General features: G+C 68.9%; 12 protein-coding genes and 4 pseudogenes. 6 read left to right on the top strand and 10 right to left on the bottom strand.

Annotated elements, in window-relative coordinates:
* Nucleotide 1: 1 nt before the first annotated feature.
* Genes AC5DRG_RS37855 through AC5DRG_RS37835 form a run of 5 tightly spaced genes read right to left on the bottom strand, consistent with a single transcriptional unit; the run spans nt 2 to nt 5,737 of the window.
* Nucleotides 2-802 carry an ABC transporter permease gene (locus AC5DRG_RS37855; RefSeq protein WP_491804213.1) on the bottom strand — a complete coding sequence of 267 codons (801 nt, stop codon included), beginning with the start codon at nt 800-802 and terminating at the stop codon, nt 2-4.
* Nucleotides 803-1,735, bottom strand: coding sequence for an ABC transporter permease (locus tag AC5DRG_RS37850; RefSeq protein ID WP_491804212.1), 933 nt, complete (start codon nt 1,733-1,735; stop codon nt 803-805).
* Entirely contained in the window at nt 1,735-2,904 is a 1,170-nt protein-coding gene (locus AC5DRG_RS37845) for an ABC transporter ATP-binding protein (RefSeq protein ID WP_491804211.1), read from the bottom strand. The genes AC5DRG_RS37850 and AC5DRG_RS37845 overlap by 1 nt, the downstream gene beginning before the upstream one ends.
* The gene (locus tag AC5DRG_RS37840) at nt 2,901-4,148 is read right to left on the bottom strand and encodes a polyamine ABC transporter substrate-binding protein (RefSeq protein WP_491804210.1); all 1,248 of its coding nucleotides are present in this window, start codon (nt 4,146-4,148) and stop codon (nt 2,901-2,903) included. The genes AC5DRG_RS37845 and AC5DRG_RS37840 overlap by 4 nt, the downstream gene beginning before the upstream one ends.
* Before the next feature lie 53 nt (nt 4,149-4,201).
* Nucleotides 4,202-5,737 (bottom strand): gamma-aminobutyraldehyde dehydrogenase, encoded by a 1,536-nt coding sequence (locus AC5DRG_RS37835; RefSeq protein WP_491804209.1) that lies wholly within the window; start codon nt 5,735-5,737, stop codon nt 4,202-4,204.
* A 267-nt stretch (nt 5,738-6,004) separates the two neighbouring features.
* On the opposite strand from AC5DRG_RS37835, the pseudogene AC5DRG_RS37830 reads away from it, so the two are divergent.
* Nucleotides 6,005-6,103: pseudogene (locus AC5DRG_RS37830) on the top strand (DUF1768 domain-containing protein); the annotation flags it as partial.
* Between the two features lie 159 nt (nt 6,104-6,262).
* On the opposite strand, the gene AC5DRG_RS37825 reads toward AC5DRG_RS37830, so the two are convergent.
* Nucleotides 6,263-7,084 carry a DUF4190 domain-containing protein gene (locus tag AC5DRG_RS37825; protein ID WP_491804208.1) on the bottom strand — a complete coding sequence of 274 codons (822 nt, stop codon included), beginning with the start codon at nt 7,082-7,084 and terminating at the stop codon, nt 6,263-6,265.
* 78 nt (nt 7,085-7,162) lie between these two features.
* Here AC5DRG_RS37825 and AC5DRG_RS37820 point away from each other — a divergent pair.
* Both AC5DRG_RS37820 and AC5DRG_RS37815 read left to right on the top strand, forming a co-directional pair.
* A pseudogene (locus AC5DRG_RS37820) lies at nt 7,163-8,312 on the top strand (adenosine deaminase); the annotation flags it as partial.
* Nucleotides 8,313-8,349: 37 nt separating this feature from the next.
* Nucleotides 8,350-9,036 carry a glycerophosphodiester phosphodiesterase gene (locus AC5DRG_RS37815; protein ID WP_491804207.1) on the top strand — a complete coding sequence of 229 codons (687 nt, stop codon included), beginning with the start codon at nt 8,350-8,352 and terminating at the stop codon, nt 9,034-9,036.
* A gap of 15 nt (nt 9,037-9,051) precedes the next feature.
* On the opposite strand, the gene AC5DRG_RS37810 is transcribed toward AC5DRG_RS37815, so the two are convergent.
* Nucleotides 9,052-10,734, bottom strand: coding sequence for an RNA polymerase sigma factor (locus AC5DRG_RS37810; protein WP_491804206.1), 1,683 nt, complete (start codon nt 10,732-10,734; stop codon nt 9,052-9,054).
* Nucleotides 10,735-11,173: 439 nt separating this feature from the next.
* On the opposite strand from AC5DRG_RS37810, the pseudogene AC5DRG_RS37805 reads away from it, so the two are divergent.
* Nucleotides 11,174-11,326: pseudogene (locus AC5DRG_RS37805) on the top strand (peptidase); the annotation flags it as partial.
* 16 nt (nt 11,327-11,342) lie between these two features.
* Here the strand turns inward: AC5DRG_RS37805 and AC5DRG_RS37800 are convergent.
* Nucleotides 11,343-12,656: an RNA-guided endonuclease InsQ/TnpB family protein gene (locus AC5DRG_RS37800; RefSeq protein ID WP_491804204.1), complete on the bottom strand. Its 1,314-nt coding sequence runs from the start codon at nt 12,654-12,656 to the stop codon at nt 11,343-11,345.
* Here AC5DRG_RS37800 and AC5DRG_RS37795 point away from each other — a divergent pair.
* Together AC5DRG_RS37795 and AC5DRG_RS37790 are read left to right on the top strand one after the other, a co-directional pair.
* Entirely contained in the window at nt 12,571-12,894 is a 324-nt protein-coding gene (locus tag AC5DRG_RS37795; RefSeq protein ID WP_491804203.1) for an Arc family DNA-binding protein, read from the top strand. The genes AC5DRG_RS37800 and AC5DRG_RS37795 overlap by 86 nt on opposite strands.
* 23 nt (nt 12,895-12,917) lie before the next feature.
* Nucleotides 12,918-13,266 (top strand): annotated as a pseudogene (locus AC5DRG_RS37790) (peptidase); the annotation flags it as partial.
* Here the strand turns inward: AC5DRG_RS37790 and AC5DRG_RS37785 are convergent.
* Complete coding sequence (locus AC5DRG_RS37785; protein WP_491804202.1) at nt 13,259-13,771, bottom strand: hypothetical protein; 513 nt, start codon at nt 13,769-13,771, stop codon at nt 13,259-13,261. The pseudogene AC5DRG_RS37790 and the gene AC5DRG_RS37785 sit on opposite strands and share 8 nt — an antisense overlap.
* A gap of 42 nt (nt 13,772-13,813) precedes the next feature.
* Nucleotides 13,814-14,452: a nitroreductase family protein gene (locus AC5DRG_RS37780; RefSeq protein ID WP_491804201.1), complete on the bottom strand. Its 639-nt coding sequence runs from the start codon at nt 14,450-14,452 to the stop codon at nt 13,814-13,816.
* Between the last annotated feature and the right edge of the window lie 38 nt (nt 14,453-14,490).

The raw sequence follows: 14,490 nt of genomic DNA, 5'->3' as shown, positions 1-14,490 counted from the left end.
GTTATGCCTTTTGCCTGTTCCGGCGATTTGAGATGACCATCGAGAACAGGACGAACAGTACGGCGACCAGGAACATGGCCGTACCGATGACATTGATCTGAACGGGCGTTCCGCGCTGTGCCGAACCCCAGACGAACATGGGGAAGGTGACGGTCGAACCCGCGTTGAAATTGGTGATGATGAAATCGTCGAAGGAGAGCGCGAAGGAGAGCAGCGCGCCCGCCGCGATTCCGGGGGCCGCGATGGGCAGCGTGACGCGCAGGAACGTCTGCACCGGGCCGGCGTAGAGGTCCTGGGCCGCCTGCTCCAGGCGCGGGTCCATCGACATCACGCGCGCCTTGACCGCGGTGACGACGAAGCTGAGACAGAACATGATGTGCGCGATGAGGATCGTCCAGAATCCCAACTGAGCACCCATGTTGAGGAACAGGGTGAGCAGCGAGGCCGCCATGACGACTTCGGGCATCGCCATCGGCAGGAAGATCAGCGAGTTGACGGCGCCCCGCGCGCGGAAGCGGTAGCGGACCAGCGCGAAGGCGATCATCGTGCCGAGGACGGTCGCGCCGACCGTCGCCCAGAACGCGATCTGGAGGCTGATCGACAGCGAGCCGCACATGTCGGCGACGCCGCAGGGGTCCTTCCAGGCGTCCAGGGAGAACTGCTGCCACTCGTAGTTGAAGCGCCCCTTCGGATTGTTGAAGGAGAACACCGTGACGACGACGTTCGGCAGCAGCAGATATCCGAGCGTCAGCAGTCCCGCGATGACGACGAGATGGTGCTTGAGCCAGCGTACGAAGGCCATTTAAACCAGATCCTCCGTCCCGGACTTGCGGATGTAGAAGGTGACCATGGCGAGAATTCCGGCCATGAGGATGAAGGAAAGGGCCGCCGCCGTCGGATAGTCCAGAATCCGCAGGAACTGCGTCTGGATGACGTTTCCGATCATGCGGGTGTCGGTCGAGCCGAGGAGTTCCGCGTTCACGTAGTCGCCGGCCGCCGGGATGAAGGTCAGCAGCGTCCCCGACACCACACCCGGCATCGACAGCGGGAAGGTGACCTTCCGGAAGGTCGTGATGGGCTTGGCGTACAGGTCGCCCGCCGCCTCGTGGAGACGTCCGTCGATGCGCTCCAGCGAGGTGTAGAGCGGCAGGACCATGAACGGCAGGAAGTTGTACGTCAGACCGCAGACGACCGCCAGCGGCGTGGCCAGCACGCGGTCGCCGGAGGTCATGCCGAGCCAGCTGGTGACGTCCAGGACGTGCAGCGAGTTGAGGGTGGAGACCACCGGGCCGCTGTCCGCGAGGATCGTCTTCCAGGCGAGCGTACGGATCAGGAAGCTGGTGAAGAACGGCGCGATCACCAGGATCATGATCAGGTTGCGCCAGCGTCCCGCGCGGAACGCGATCAGGTAGGCGAGCGGGTAGCCCAGCACCAGGCACAGGATCGTCGCGGCACCGGCGTACAGCACCGAGCGCAGGAACTGCGGCCAGTACTCGGACAGCGCGTCCCAGTAGGTCGCGAAGTGCCAGGTGACCTTGTAGCCCTCTTCCAGGGAGCCCGTCTGCACGGACGTGGAGCCCTGGTAGATCATCGGCAGCGCGAAGAAGATCAGCAGCCAGAGTATGCCGGGCAGGAGCAGCCAGTACGGTGTCCAGCGGCCCCGCTTGCGTGGCGGCTTCGCCTCAGGTATCTCGGGAGTCGGCGCCAGGGGGGGCGCCTCGGTGACAGCCGACATCAGGCTGCCTCCTCGTCGACCGTCTCCACGCCCGCGTCGATGTCCTGGGCGGCGTCGAGCCCGAAGGTGTGCGCCGGGCTCCAGTGCAGGACGACGTCCGCGCCCGGCACCAGCCGCGCGTCGCGGTCGATGTTCTGCGAGTAGACCTCGAACTCGGGGCACACGGCACTGTCGATGACGTACTGGGTCGACACACCGATGAAGCTGGAGTCGGCGATCTTGCCGGTGATGCGGTTGCGGCCCACCGGGATGTCGCCCGCGTCGTCGGCGTGGGTGAGGGAGATCTTCTCCGGGCGGACGCCGACCAGCACCTTGCCGCCGGTCGCCGTCGGGGCGGAACATCGCGCCTCGGGCAGGACGAGCTTGCCGCCGCCCGCCTTGAGGACGATCTCGTCGCCGCTCTTGGAGTCCACCTCGGCCTCGATGAGATTGGAGGTGCCGAGGAAGTTGGCGACGAACGTGGTGTTCGGGTTCTCGTAGAGGTCGGCGGGCGAGCCGAGTTGTTCGACGCGGCCCGCGTTCATCACGGCGACCGTGTCGGCCATGGTCATGGCCTCCTCCTGGTCGTGCGTGACGTGGATGAACGTGATGCCGACCTCGGTCTGGATGCGCTTGAGTTCCAGCTGCATCTGGCGGCGCAGCTTGAGGTCGAGGGCGCCGAGGGGCTCGTCGAGGAGCAGCACCTTGGGGTGGTTGATCAGCGCGCGGGCCACAGCGACACGCTGCTGCTGACCACCGGAGAGCTGGTGCGGCTTCTTACGGGCCTGTTCGCCGAGCTGGACGAGCTCCAGCATGTCCTCGACCTGCTTCTTCACCGACTTGATGCCGCGCCGGCGCAGACCGAAGGCGACGTTCTCGAAGATGTCGAGGTGCGGGAAGAGGGCGTAGGACTGGAAGACCGTGTTCACCGGCCGCCTGTACGGCGGCAGGTGGGTGACCTCCTGGTCGCCGAGGAAGACGGTGCCGGAGGAAGGTTCCTCCAGGCCCGCTATCATCCGCAGGGTGGTGGTCTTGCCGCAGCCGGACGCGCCGAGCAGGGCGAAGAAGGAGCCCTGCGGCACGGTCAGGTCGAGCGGGTGTACGGCGGTGAAGCCGTTGTCGTACGTCTTGCTGATGCCCGAGAGGCGGACGTCGCCGGTGGTGTCTGTCTTGTTGGTCACGGTGGTCACGCCCCAGTCAGCTTCGCGAACTTCTCTTCAAAGGCCGTCTCTTCCTTCGAGCTCAGTGAGCGGAAGGCGTGGGACTTCGCGGCCATGGCCTCGTCCGGGATGATCAGCGGGTTGTTCGCCGCATCCGGGTCGATCTTCTCCAGCTCGGGCTTCACTCCGTCGACGGGAGTCACGTAGTTGATGTACGCGGCGAGCTCGGCGGCCGGCTTGGGCTCGTAGTAGTAGTCGATGAGCCGCTCGGCGTTCGTCTTGTGACGCGCCTTGTTGGGGATCAGGAAGTTGTCGGTCGACGTCATGTATCCGCTGTCCGGGATCACGAAGTCGATGTCGGGACTGTCCGCCTTCAGCTGGACCACGTCACCGGCCCAGGCGATACAGGCCGCGAAGTCGCCGCTGCTCAGATCGGAGGTGTAGTCGTTGCCGGTGAAGCGGCGGATCTGGCCCGCGTCGACGGCCTTCTGGATACGGGCGATCGCCGCGTCGTAGTCGTCGGCGGTGAAGTTCGCCGGGTCCTTGCCCATGTCGAGCAGGGTCATGCCGATGCTGTCACGCATCTCCGACAGGAAGCCGATCTTGCCCTTGAGCTTGGGGTTGTCGAGCATGTCGGAGACCGACTTCACCTCCTCGCCGTCAAGTGCCTTCTTGTTGTAGGCGATGACGGTCGAGATGCCCTGGAAGACGTACGAGTAGGCGCGGCCGGGGTCCCAGTCGGGGTCGCGGAACTGCGCCGACAGGTTGGCGAAGGCGTTCGGGAGGTTGGACGCGTCCAGTTTCTGGACCCACCCGAGGCGGATCAGCCGGGCCGCGAGCCAGTCGGTGAGGACGATGATGTCGCGTCCGGTGTCCTGGCCCGCCGCGAGCTGCGGCTTGATCTTGCCGAAGAACTCGACGTTGTCGTTGATGTCCTCGGTGTACCTGACCGTGATGCCGGTCCGCTTCTTGAACTCGTCGAGAGTGGGGTGGTGCTTCTCGCTCTCGTCCAGGTCCATGTACTCGGTCCAGTTGGAGAAGTTGACGGTCTTCTCCGTTGCCGAGTGGTCGTCCGCGGAGACGCCGCCCTCGGTGTTGCCTGCCGCGGGGATTCCGCAGGCGCTCAGCGCCCCGAGGCCGCCGAGAGCGAGCGCGCCGCCGGCGGAGGAACGCAACAGGGACCGACGGGTGAGGGAGGCCCTGCCGTTCCGGAGGCTGCGCCGCATCGCGGCCAGCTGGACCGGAGTCAGCGGTTCGGGCTCGTACTGCTCCATGCGCTTGGTGCCCTTTCGGGAGGTTCGGCCGTGGTCTGGCGGCCGGATTCTGACTATCGGTCCCCGAAGATCGTGCGGTGCCAGTCCTTGCGGGCAACCGCGGTGTTGTCGAACATCACGTGCTTGATCTGGGTGTACTCCTCGAACGAGTACGAGGACATGTCCTTGCCGAAGCCGGACGCCTTGTAGCCGCCGTGAGGCATCTCACTGATGATCGGGATGTGGTCGTTGACCCACACGCAGCCCGCCTTGATCTCGCGGGTCGCGCGGTTCGATCGGTAGACGTCCCTGCTCCACGCCGAGGCGGCCAGGCCGTACGGGGTGTCGTTGGCCAGCCGGATGCCTTCGTCGTCGCTGTCGAAGGGCAGGACGACCAGGACGGGCCCGAAGATCTCGGACTGGACGATCTCGCTGTCCTGGGCGGCGTCGGCGACCAGAGTGGGGCGATAGTACGCGCCGTTCTTGAGTTCCCCCTGAGGGGCCTCGCCGCCGGTCACCACGCGCGCGTAAGCACGCGCCCGGTCCACGAACCCGGCGACACGGTCCCGCTGGACGTGCGAGATCAGCGGGCCGAGGTCGGTGCCGGGGGCGAAGGGGTCGCCGAGCCGGACGGTCTCCATGAGGGCGGCCGTCCTCGCGACGAACTCGTCATAGAGGGGCCGTTGCACGTACGCGCGCGTGGCGGCCGTGCAGTCCTGACCGGTGTTGATGAGCGACCCCGCGACCGCGCCGTTGACGGCCGCGTCCAGGTCGGCGTCGTCGAAGACGACGAAGGGCGCCTTGCCGCCCAGCTCCAGGTGGATCCGCTTGACGGTGGCGGTCGCGATCTCGGCGACGCGCTTGCCGACGGGGGTGGAGCCGGTGAAGGAGGTCATGGCCACGTCGGGGTGACCGACGAGGTGCTCGCCCGCCTCCTTGCCGGTGCCGGTGACGATGTTGATCACGCCGTCCGGGATGCCGGCCTCGGTGGCGGCCTCGGCGAAGAGCAGTGAGGTGAGCGGGGTGAGCTCGGCGGGCTTCAGGACGATCGTGTTGCCCGCGGCGATCGCCGGGAGGATCTTCCAGGCGGCCATCTGGAGGGGGTAGTTCCAGGGTGCGATCGAGCCGACGACGCCGATGGGTTCGCGGCGGACGTACGAGGTGTGGTCGCCGGAGTACTCCCCCGCGGACTGCCCCTGCAGATGCCGTGCGGCACCTGCGAAGAAGGCGGTGTTGTCGATCGTCCCGGGGACGTCGAACTCGCGGGTCAGCTTGAGCGGCTTGCCGCACTGGAGGGACTCGGCGCGGGCGAACTCCTCCGCGCGCTCGGCGAGCACGGCGGCGAAGCGGTGCAGCGCGTCCGAACGCTCGCCGGGGGTGGCCCCGGACCATCCCGGGAACGCCTCGCGCGCGGCGGCGACCGCGGCGTCCACGTCCTCGGTGCCGGCCAGCTCGTACGTGTAGACGTCCTCGCCGGTGGCCGGGTCGACGACCGTGTGCGTACGGCCCGAGGTGCCCTTGGTCAGCCGGCCCGCGATGAACTGCGCGCCGGCCGCGAGGCGCTCCTGTGCCGGGAATCGTTCCGGGGTGCTATTGCCCGGGTTGTGCATGTCGCTCTCCTCCGCCGTCGCCCCGCGTCTTCCGGGAACGGGTGGCGTAGCTCCAGCTCGATTTGAGTGCCGATCCTGACAGAGCAATGGTTCCCCAACAAGTGATTCCGTTGTTGCCTTTTGGTTACGCGACGGAATCTGTCGACCAGGTGTCGAGTCGACACGGGAAAGGGGGGACGTGTTGTCAGTGGTGGCTGCCAGACTCGCGTGCAAGGGGAAGATCGCTTGGAGGGAAGCCCTGATCAGGGAAGGGCGTGCGGGGGCTCGGCCGAACGGCGGGTGGTGGCGGCCGGATCTCCGGCTCAGGCCAAGAACGTCGGTCGGCTCGTGCGGCGCTTCGACGAGGCGATATGGGAGCGCGGGCGCTCCGCTGGAAGCGCGGTACCAAAGGTGCGGGCCGTCCGTGGCTGGTCGCGCAGTTCCCCGCGCCCCTGAGGGGCGCGCTACAGCCCCGGTGAGCTGAGTACGGTCGCTCCCTTGTCACCGACTTTGGTGCCCTGGGGATCGGTCGGCCCCCTACGGTTCCTACACCACCGTGATCAGCACGATCATCCCGATGCCCAGGGCGATGCCCGTGGCTCCGCAGATGATCCCGGCCAGGGCCTGGCCCGCGTTCGTGGCCTCGCCCCTGCTCGCCTTCTTGCGGCCGAGCGCGCCGAAGACCACGCCCAGGATGCCCAGCACGATGGCGAGCGGCCACATGCAGAAGATGAGGGCCGACAGGATCCCGAGCACCAGTCCGGCCGTGCCCATCCCGTTGCTCGGGGACGGGGACATGCCGGGCCAGCCGTAGTAGCCGGGGGCGCCCTGCATCTGCTGGCCGGGGGTGCCGTAGCCGGTCTGGGCCGGGTATGCGGGGTAGCCGCCGGGTGCGACGGGGGCGCCGGGATAGCCGTACGGAACCTGGCCGGGACCGCCGGGTGCGACGGGCGGCGGGGGGACGGTGTCCTGGGGAGCGGGCGTCATGGGCGCCGCGAAGGGGTTGCCCTGGCTGCTCGGGGCGCTCGCGCCGTTCGTCGGAGTTGCCGGACCCGCAGGGCTCGGCGGGGCGAAGGGGTTGCCCTGGCTGCCGGGATGACCCGCAGAACTCGGCGGCGCGAAGGGGTTGGCCCATGACGGGGTCTCGCCCCCGTCCGGCGGCGACGTGACCGTCCGCTGGTCGTGGACGGAGGGCGGCTGCGGGGTTCCGGGCGCGACTCCGGGCGATTCGACGGCGCCGCCAGGACCGCCCGCGCTGTCGGACGTGTCGAGCGCCGCCCACGGATCGTGGGACGCCTCGCTCGACGGAGTCGACCGGTTCGCGTCGGCAGGCTCCGGTGTCGCCGGCGTCGGCGCGTCGTCGGACATGCGCGGCCCCCCTTGTCATGCGTTGCCGTCTGGCGTGCGTCCCGTCATGCTACGACCCGCACGCCCTCCACCGGAGGCCCGGCCTACGATGATCCCGAGTCATCGATCAGCCGATCACCCGCGCCCCCGCCGTCACGCCGGCCGGGGCGCCGTTCCCGGGGAGGAACCCTTGACCGAGCACATCGCCACCGGCGCCCCGCGCGACCTGCACGCCTTCATCGCCGGACTGCCCAAGGCCGAACTGCACGTGCATCACGTCGGCTCAGCCTCCCCCCGTATCGTCTCGGAACTCGCCGCCCGCCACCCCGACTCCAGGGTTCCCACCGACCCCGAGGCCCTCGTCGACTACTTCAGCTTCACGGACTTCGCCCACTTCATCGAGGTGTACCTGTCCGTCGTCGACCTGATCCGCACCCCGGAGGACGTACGTCTGCTGACGTACGAGGTGGCCCGGGACATGGCCCGGCAGCAGGTGCGCTACGCCGAGTTGACCATCACCCCGTTCTCCTCGACCCGGCGCGGCATCGACGAGCGGGCCTTCATGGACGCGATCGAGGACGCGCGCAAGGCGGCCGAGGCCGACTTCGGGACCGTACTGCGCTGGTGCTTCGACATCCCCGGCGAGGCCGGACTTGAGGCGGCCGAGGAGACCGCGCGGCTCGCGACCGACGACGGGCTGCGGCCGGAGGGGCTGGTGTCGTTCGGGCTCGGCGGGCCGGAGATCGGCGTACCGCGGCCGCAGTTCAAGCCGTTCTTCGACCGGGCGATCGCCGCCGGGCTGCGTTCGGTGCCGCACGCGGGCGAGACGACCGGCCCGGAGACGGTGTGGGACGCCCTCGTCGACCTGCGGGCCGAGCGCATCGGGCACGGCACCAGTTCCGCGCGGGACCCGAAGCTGCTCGCGCATCTCGCCGAACACCGCATCGCCCTGGAGGTCTGCCCGACCTCCAACATCGCCACCCGCGCGGTCCGCACCCTCGACGAGCACCCCATCAAGGAGTTCACGCGGGCCGGGGTCCTCGTCACGATCAACTCCGACGACCCGCCGATGTTCGGCACCGACCTCAACAACGAGTACGCGGTCGCCGCACGGCTGCTCGACCTGGACGAGCGGGGACTCGCCGGCCTCGCCAAGAACGCCGTAGAGGCCTCCTTCCTGGACGCGGCGGGCAAGTCCCGCCTTGCGGACGAGATCGACACCTACACCTCCGCATGGCTCGCGCCCTGAGTACCCCTCACCACCACGGCCCCAGCACAATGGGTCCATGCACAACGTGACCGCCGTCGCCCATCGCGGCGACCCCTACCGTGCCCGTGAGAACACGATCGACTCGCTGCGTTCCGCGCTCCAACAGGGCGCGGACGCGGTGGAGATCGACGTACGGCTCACCCGGGACGGTGTGCCCGTGCTGCTGCACGACGAGACGTTGAAGCGGCTGTGGGAGCACGACCGGCCGCTCAACTCCCTGTCGGCGGACGAGGTGCGCGGGGTCACGGAGGGCGGGGTGCCGACGCTGGTGGAGGCCCTCTCCGCCACCGACGGCAGCCGGGTGATGCTGGATCTGCCGGGTCAGGCAGATCCGCGGGCCGTACGGCGAGTGGTGGACGTCGTCCGCGAATGCGGGGCCGACGACCGCGTCTACTACTGCGCGGGCGCGGACTGGATGCTCGCGGTGCGCGCGGCCGACCCCGCCGCCGAGATCGCCCTGACCTGGACGACGCTCGCCCCGCCGCGCCCCGCACTGCTGGAGGCGGTACGGCCGCGCTGGCTCAACTACCGCTTCGGCCTGGTGGACCGGGACCTCGCCGCCCGCGTCCACCGCGACGGCTACCTGGTCTCCGTCTGGACCCCCGACACCCGCCGCTCCATGCGCCGCCTCCTCGACATGGGCGTCGACTCGATCACGACGAACCGCATCGACGCGTTGTGCGCGTTGCGCAGGGGCAGTTGAGCTCGATCAGCAGCGCTACACGCGGGAGCCCTGAGCCACCGTCGCCGGGTCGGCCGGCGTCCCCCTGGTGACGTACTGCGGTACCGGGGTGTCGTCCTTGCCGGTGTCGCGGACCAGGCCGTAGCGGATGGCGCCCGCTGGGGGGCCGTAGTGGATGTCGTCGTTCGCCTCGTCCCAGGTGGACGGGAAGACGGTCAGGCCGTAGTCGGCGCCGCGTTCGTTCACGGTGAGGGTGACCGTGCCGTCGAGGTAGAAGTACTCGTTCTGCCACATCTGTTGGGTGCCGGTCGGGAGAACCGTGTAGCCGACCTCGGGGCCGCCCATGCCGGAGGTGTAGCCGTCGGCGGTCTCGGCGAAGGTGTCGTCCATGCGGCGGCCGCCACCCGAGGCCACGTGGAAGAGCTTGCCCTTCAGGCCGGTCCAGGTCGGCATGACCAGCGCGCCGGGCCGGGACTTCGGGGAGATCTGCCAGCGGACGAGGACATAGCCCTGGCCGGTGAGGGTGACGGCGTCGCCGCGGTGCTGCATCACCGCCTTCGCACCGCCCGTACTGGTGATCCCGGACTCGGGCCGGTGCGGCAGGGCCGCGGGCTGCGCCTGAGGGTCCGGGGCCTGGTCGACGGCGTCGACGACCGTGCCGTAGAGCTCGGTCTTCGTCCTCGTGGGGGAAGGGGACGGCGAGGGTGAGGGCGAAGCCGTAGGTGACGCGGACGGTGACGGGGTGCGCGGGCGGGATGTGCTCGCCGCCGTGGGGGTCGCGATCGGGGGCGGGTCGTCCGGGGGCTGGGTGACGACGTACGCGCCGCCCGCGGCGATCGTCGCGCCCGCCGTGACCGCGACGGCCGGTTTGGTCAGCGCCGTCAGAACCTTGGCGGACCAGCCGACGGTCGTGGCGGCGACGGCCGTCTTGCCGCCGAAGGCCAGGGAGATAGTGAACCCGACCGGTACGGGGACCAGCGCGAGGCCGACGAGAAGGCGTTCCGCCGGTACGACCGACTCGTGCGGGTCGCCGCAGTAGGCGCAGCTCCTGATGTGCCGGGCCAGCCGCTTGCGCCAGACGGAGTCGGGGCGTCCGTTCCAGCGGGCCGTCGTCTCCTGCAGGTCGGGGCAGGCTCCGTCCAGGGCCCGGACGATGCCGCGGGCGGCCTCCAAGCGGGCCTTCATCCGCTGGACGCGCACGGCGGCGTGCTGCCGGCTGATGCCGACGGCCGAGGCGAGTTCGCGGCGGGTCAGTTCGCCCGCGACCTCCAGCCACCACAGGGACAGGAGTTGCCGGTCCTCGTCGTCGAGCCAGCGCACGGCCTCCGCGACCTCGCGCCGCTGGCCCTCCAACTGGAGGCGCAGCACGGTGAGTTCGGCGAAGTCGGCGGCGGCGTCGCCCGCCAGGTCCTCGGGCAGCCGGTCCGGCGACTTCCGGCGGGCCCGGTCCCTGATCTGCCGCATGGCGATCGCCACCAGCCAGGACCGGAAGCTGTCCGGGTCGCGCAGGCTGCCCAGGTTGTCGACGGCGCGCAGCATCGTCTCCTGGACGACGTCGTCCACGTCGGCGTGGCCGTTCAGGGCGCGGCCGACGACGTTGTAGACCAGCGGCAGCCAGCCCGCGACCAGCTCGTCCAGGGCCTGCCGGTCACCGGCCTGCGCCGCCGCGATGGTGGAGCGCCATTGCCGCCCGTCCACAAACGTCCTCTCGGGTGTCATTTGGTGTGCGTACGCACCTTCTCAGTCGCGCCCCTGTGGTTCGCCATGAGGAAGATCACAGATACGGAGACGGGGTGAAGGCGCCCGCGATAACAGTTTTTCGGCCCTCGTACGGCCCCCGTAGGGGCGATCCCCCACAACACCCTTGCCGTGGGCGGGAGTTGCTCGGGGTTACTCCAGGGGCCGATGCCCTCCTCAGTGACGATCCGTACACCGCCGTAGCGCCGGAGGATCTTCACGGACTCACACCGACCCGCCCCTGGAGCAGCCGATGCGCAGTCGTACGTCCGTCCTCGCCGCGTCACTCGCCATCGCCCTGGCCGCCGGCCCGCTGGCCGCGCCCGCCCTGGCCACCTCTTTACCGGTGTCCGTGCACGACACAGCGGGACCGGACGCGGAGGCCCTGCGTGCCGCGCTCGCCGGACTCCCCGACGCCGACGCGACCGAGGCCACCCGGCGTGTCTTGCTCCCCGCCGGGATGCGCGACACGTACTTCCCCGGCACCGACCCTCGGATCCGCGGCCCGCACAACCTCGGCTACCAGGCAGTGAAGAGGGCCGACGGTACGCCGGAGTTCGTGGACGTGACCGATTGACATCCTCCCCCTCTCAAAAGAGGGGGATTCCAGCCCAGGCGGGCTGAGGTTCACGGACGCTCGAACGGCCGGTGGCCGTTGTCATCCCTCCGGCACCGGCTGAGCCCCGGGGGCGGGGGAACCCGCCCTGTCCTGCCGCGACATTGGTTGCTGCGTTCTCATCGGCGTTGCAGGTGAACCCGCAGGACACGCAGACGAACTCGGCTTGGCTCTTGCGCGAGTTCTTCTCGATCCATCCGCAGGCGCTGCACCGCAAAGACGTATAAGGGGCGGGTACGTCCTCGACCCGTCCAGGGGCCTTGTGTTCGGTGCGCTGGTGGAGCAGGCCCCAGCCCTGGGCGAGGATCGCCCGGTTCAGGCCGACCTTCTGCCGGACCCTTTTTCCCGGCTCGGCAAGGGTACCCTTGGCCGAGCGGGTCATGTTCTTGATGTTCAGCTTCTCGAACCGCACCAGGTCACAGGTGCGGGCGAGCATGGTTGAGGTCTTCTCACACCAGTCCTTGCGCCGGTCGGCTTCCTTGGCCTTGATCTTTGCGACCTTGGCGTACCCGGCGGCCTTGGCCTCGCTGCCCTTGGGTGCGCGTGCGGCGCGGCGCTGGTGCTTGCGGATCTGCGCCCTCTCTTTGGCCGTGAGCTGGGGGCAGTTCAGCTTCCGCCCGTCCGAGAGGGCGGCCGTGACGGTCACGCCCCGGTCGATGCCGATGACCTGACCCGTGCCGGGCGCGGGGATCGGGTCGGGGATGACCGCGAAGGCGATGTGCCACTGGCCGTTTCGGAAGGTGACGCGGAAGGTCTTAGCCTCGGGCAGGCCGGCGCGGGTGAGGCGGAAGCGGACCCAACCGCAGCCGGGAACCTTGACCTGAGCCCACCTGCGGTTGAGTTTCTGTACCACCACGGATCGGCCCATCACCTGCTTGCCCTTGGCATTCACCTTCGGGCAACCGCCTGCCTCGAACTCCGGCACCCGGTCGGTACCGATGACCCGAAAGCCCTCGTGCTTGAACCGCTTGCGCCAGGTCGGCTCACCGAACCCGGACGTGAACTTGGCGTTCTTGGCCTTCGCGAAGTCCTTGAGCGCCTGCTGCATCACATCGGCGTTGCCCTCGCGCAGCCACTCATTCTCGCGCCGGGCCTCCGTGAGCTGGCGGCACTGCTCGACGAAACCGGGGGCTCCGTACTGCTTGCCGTCCGGGCGGTAGCGCGCCTTGTGCTTCCGCCAGTGCGAGTGCTGCTCAACGGCCATGTTCCACACGAACCGGGCGTGCTCGCAGTGCTTGAGCATCATGCTCGCCTGCTCGCTCGTCGGGTACATACGGAACCTGGCCATGGCCCCATTGTGGCCCTACTCTTGCCCCATGATCAAGCTGAACCTTCGACTCCCCGAAGACCTCCACACCCGGCTGACCACTCGGGCCGCTACGGACCGGCGATCCCTCAACGCCGAAATCCTGCACTTCATCGAGATCTGCCTCAGCACCCCGCCGTCCGGAACGCCGAATCGCCCTGACGGCGATCCGGCCACCCCTGCCCCTCTACCCGGGAGCGGGCACTCACCCCGGCCCTGAAGGACCGGGCACCCCACCCGAAAACAACAAGGAACCAGACGGACCGGTGGGCGGCCGGCGACATGATCTCGACGACCGCCGACCTGGCGCGGCTGTTCCGGGGCAAGTTGGTGCCCCGGCCGCAGATGAAGGAGATATGCACGCTCCCGGCGGGGATCGAGGGCGCCACGATGTCCGCCGGGCTTCAGCGTTTTCGAGTACGGGGGCCGGGTCTACTGGCTCAAGTCGGGCGCCCGGTACGGCTACAACACCGTGCTCGCCGCGACCCGCGACCTCTCGCGCACGCTGGTCGTGTCGGTCGACTCGACGGACGCGAAGAGCGAGGACATGAACCCGGTGATCCAGCGGATCACGATGGCCGCGCTCAAATAGCCGGCACTGGAGCCGAGTTCGGGGTCAGCGCCTCCAGCCGCTTGATCTTCCCGCGCAGCACGTACAGCGGAATCACCCCGAACACCCCGAACGACATGTCGATGACCATCCACCAGAAGGGGATCCCGCGGATCGGCCCGCAGATCAGCGCGAGCGGGATGATCCCGGCGCAGGAGATCATCCCGAACTCGACGACCCAGATGTTGCGGACGGGGTCGCGGTAGGGGCCATAGAAGGCGACCGCGATGACGAGGTGCGCGAAGGCCAGCCAGTCGGTGCCGTAGAGGAGGAAGGGGTAGTCGGTGTCGGCGGTGTCGAGTCCCTGGCGGACGCGGGTGATCCAGTCGGTGAAGGCGTCCGGCGCGGGGAGGTGCCGCAGCAGGTCCTCGGTCCAGCGGAGTTCGTGGACGAGGGGGAAGGCCGTTACACCGCTGAGCACCAGACAGACGACGAAGAAGACCAGCCAGACACGGATGCCCTTCAGCAGGGCGGCTCTGTCGCTCATGACGGCAGCGTACGCCCGCAATTGAACATGTTCAAAATAGCCTCACCAGGCATCCCAGTGGAGCACCTCCTCCCTCGGCACCCGGCGCGCCGGGCGGAAGTCGGTGCCGAGGGTGTGCGCGACCGGGATGAACGCCGCCTGCATCACGTCGTCGTACGGGATGCCGAGGACACGGGCCGACTCCTTCTCATGGGCGAGGTTGCCGGTGGTCCAGCAGGTGCCCAGGCCTCGGGCGCGGGCGGCGAGCATGAAGCTCCACACGGCCGGGAGGATGGAGCCCCAGGTGCCGGCCTGGCGGACAACGGATACGTCGTCGGTACGGCCCTCCACACACGGGACGACGATCGCCGGGACCTCGTGGATGTGGTCGTAGAGGTGCTGGGCGCCGGAGTAGACGCGCTCCATACGCGCCACCTCCGCCCGGCGGATGTCACGCTCGGGGAGCGGGTCGCCCGGGGTGTTCACTCCCGCCCGCCATACCTCGGCGAGCGCGGCCCGCCGCTCCGGGTCGGTGATGATCACGAAGTGCCAGCGCTGACGGTTGCGTCCGCTCGGGGCCTGGACGGCCAGGTCGACGCATTCTTCGAGGAGTTGGCGCGAGACCGGCCTGGCGAGGTCGAGGCGATAGCGGACGGCGCGGGTGGTGGACAGGAGCTCGTCGGAAGACAGGGCGAGAGTCATGCGTTGACCTTCGCGGGGCGTGCCGTACGGCGACAACG

The sequence above is a fragment of the Streptomyces sp. JLBG701 genome (genome assembly GCF_058544905.1).
Note: the sequence above shows the minus strand (reverse complement) of the source record. Positions and strands in the feature narration are given on the sequence as shown.

Excerpts from the sequence above, each read along its gene's own strand:
- AC5DRG_RS37825 (WP_491804208.1), bottom strand. The coding sequence starts at position 7,084 with ATGTCCGACGACGCGCCGACGCCGGCGACACCGGAGCCTGCCGACGCG.
- AC5DRG_RS37815 (WP_491804207.1), top strand. The coding sequence starts at position 8,350 with ATGCACAACGTGACCGCCGTCGCCCATCGCGGCGACCCCTACCGTGCC.
- AC5DRG_RS37840 (WP_491804210.1), bottom strand. The coding sequence starts at position 4,148 with ATGGAGCAGTACGAGCCCGAACCGCTGACTCCGGTCCAGCTGGCCGCG.
- AC5DRG_RS37810 (WP_491804206.1), bottom strand. The coding sequence starts at position 10,734 with ATGACACCCGAGAGGACGTTTGTGGACGGGCGGCAATGGCGCTCCACC.
- AC5DRG_RS37835 (WP_491804209.1), bottom strand. The coding sequence starts at position 5,737 with ATGCACAACCCGGGCAATAGCACCCCGGAACGATTCCCGGCACAGGAG.
- AC5DRG_RS37855 (WP_491804213.1), bottom strand. The coding sequence starts at position 802 with ATGGCCTTCGTACGCTGGCTCAAGCACCATCTCGTCGTCATCGCGGGA.
- AC5DRG_RS37850 (WP_491804212.1), bottom strand. The coding sequence starts at position 1,735 with ATGTCGGCTGTCACCGAGGCGCCCCCCCTGGCGCCGACTCCCGAGATA.
- AC5DRG_RS37800 (WP_491804204.1), bottom strand. The coding sequence starts at position 12,656 with ATGGCCAGGTTCCGTATGTACCCGACGAGCGAGCAGGCGAGCATGATG.
- AC5DRG_RS37780 (WP_491804201.1), bottom strand. The coding sequence starts at position 14,452 with ATGACTCTCGCCCTGTCTTCCGACGAGCTCCTGTCCACCACCCGCGCC.
- AC5DRG_RS37795 (WP_491804203.1), top strand. The coding sequence starts at position 12,571 with ATGTTCCACACGAACCGGGCGTGCTCGCAGTGCTTGAGCATCATGCTC.
- AC5DRG_RS37785 (WP_491804202.1), bottom strand. The coding sequence starts at position 13,771 with ATGAGCGACAGAGCCGCCCTGCTGAAGGGCATCCGTGTCTGGCTGGTC.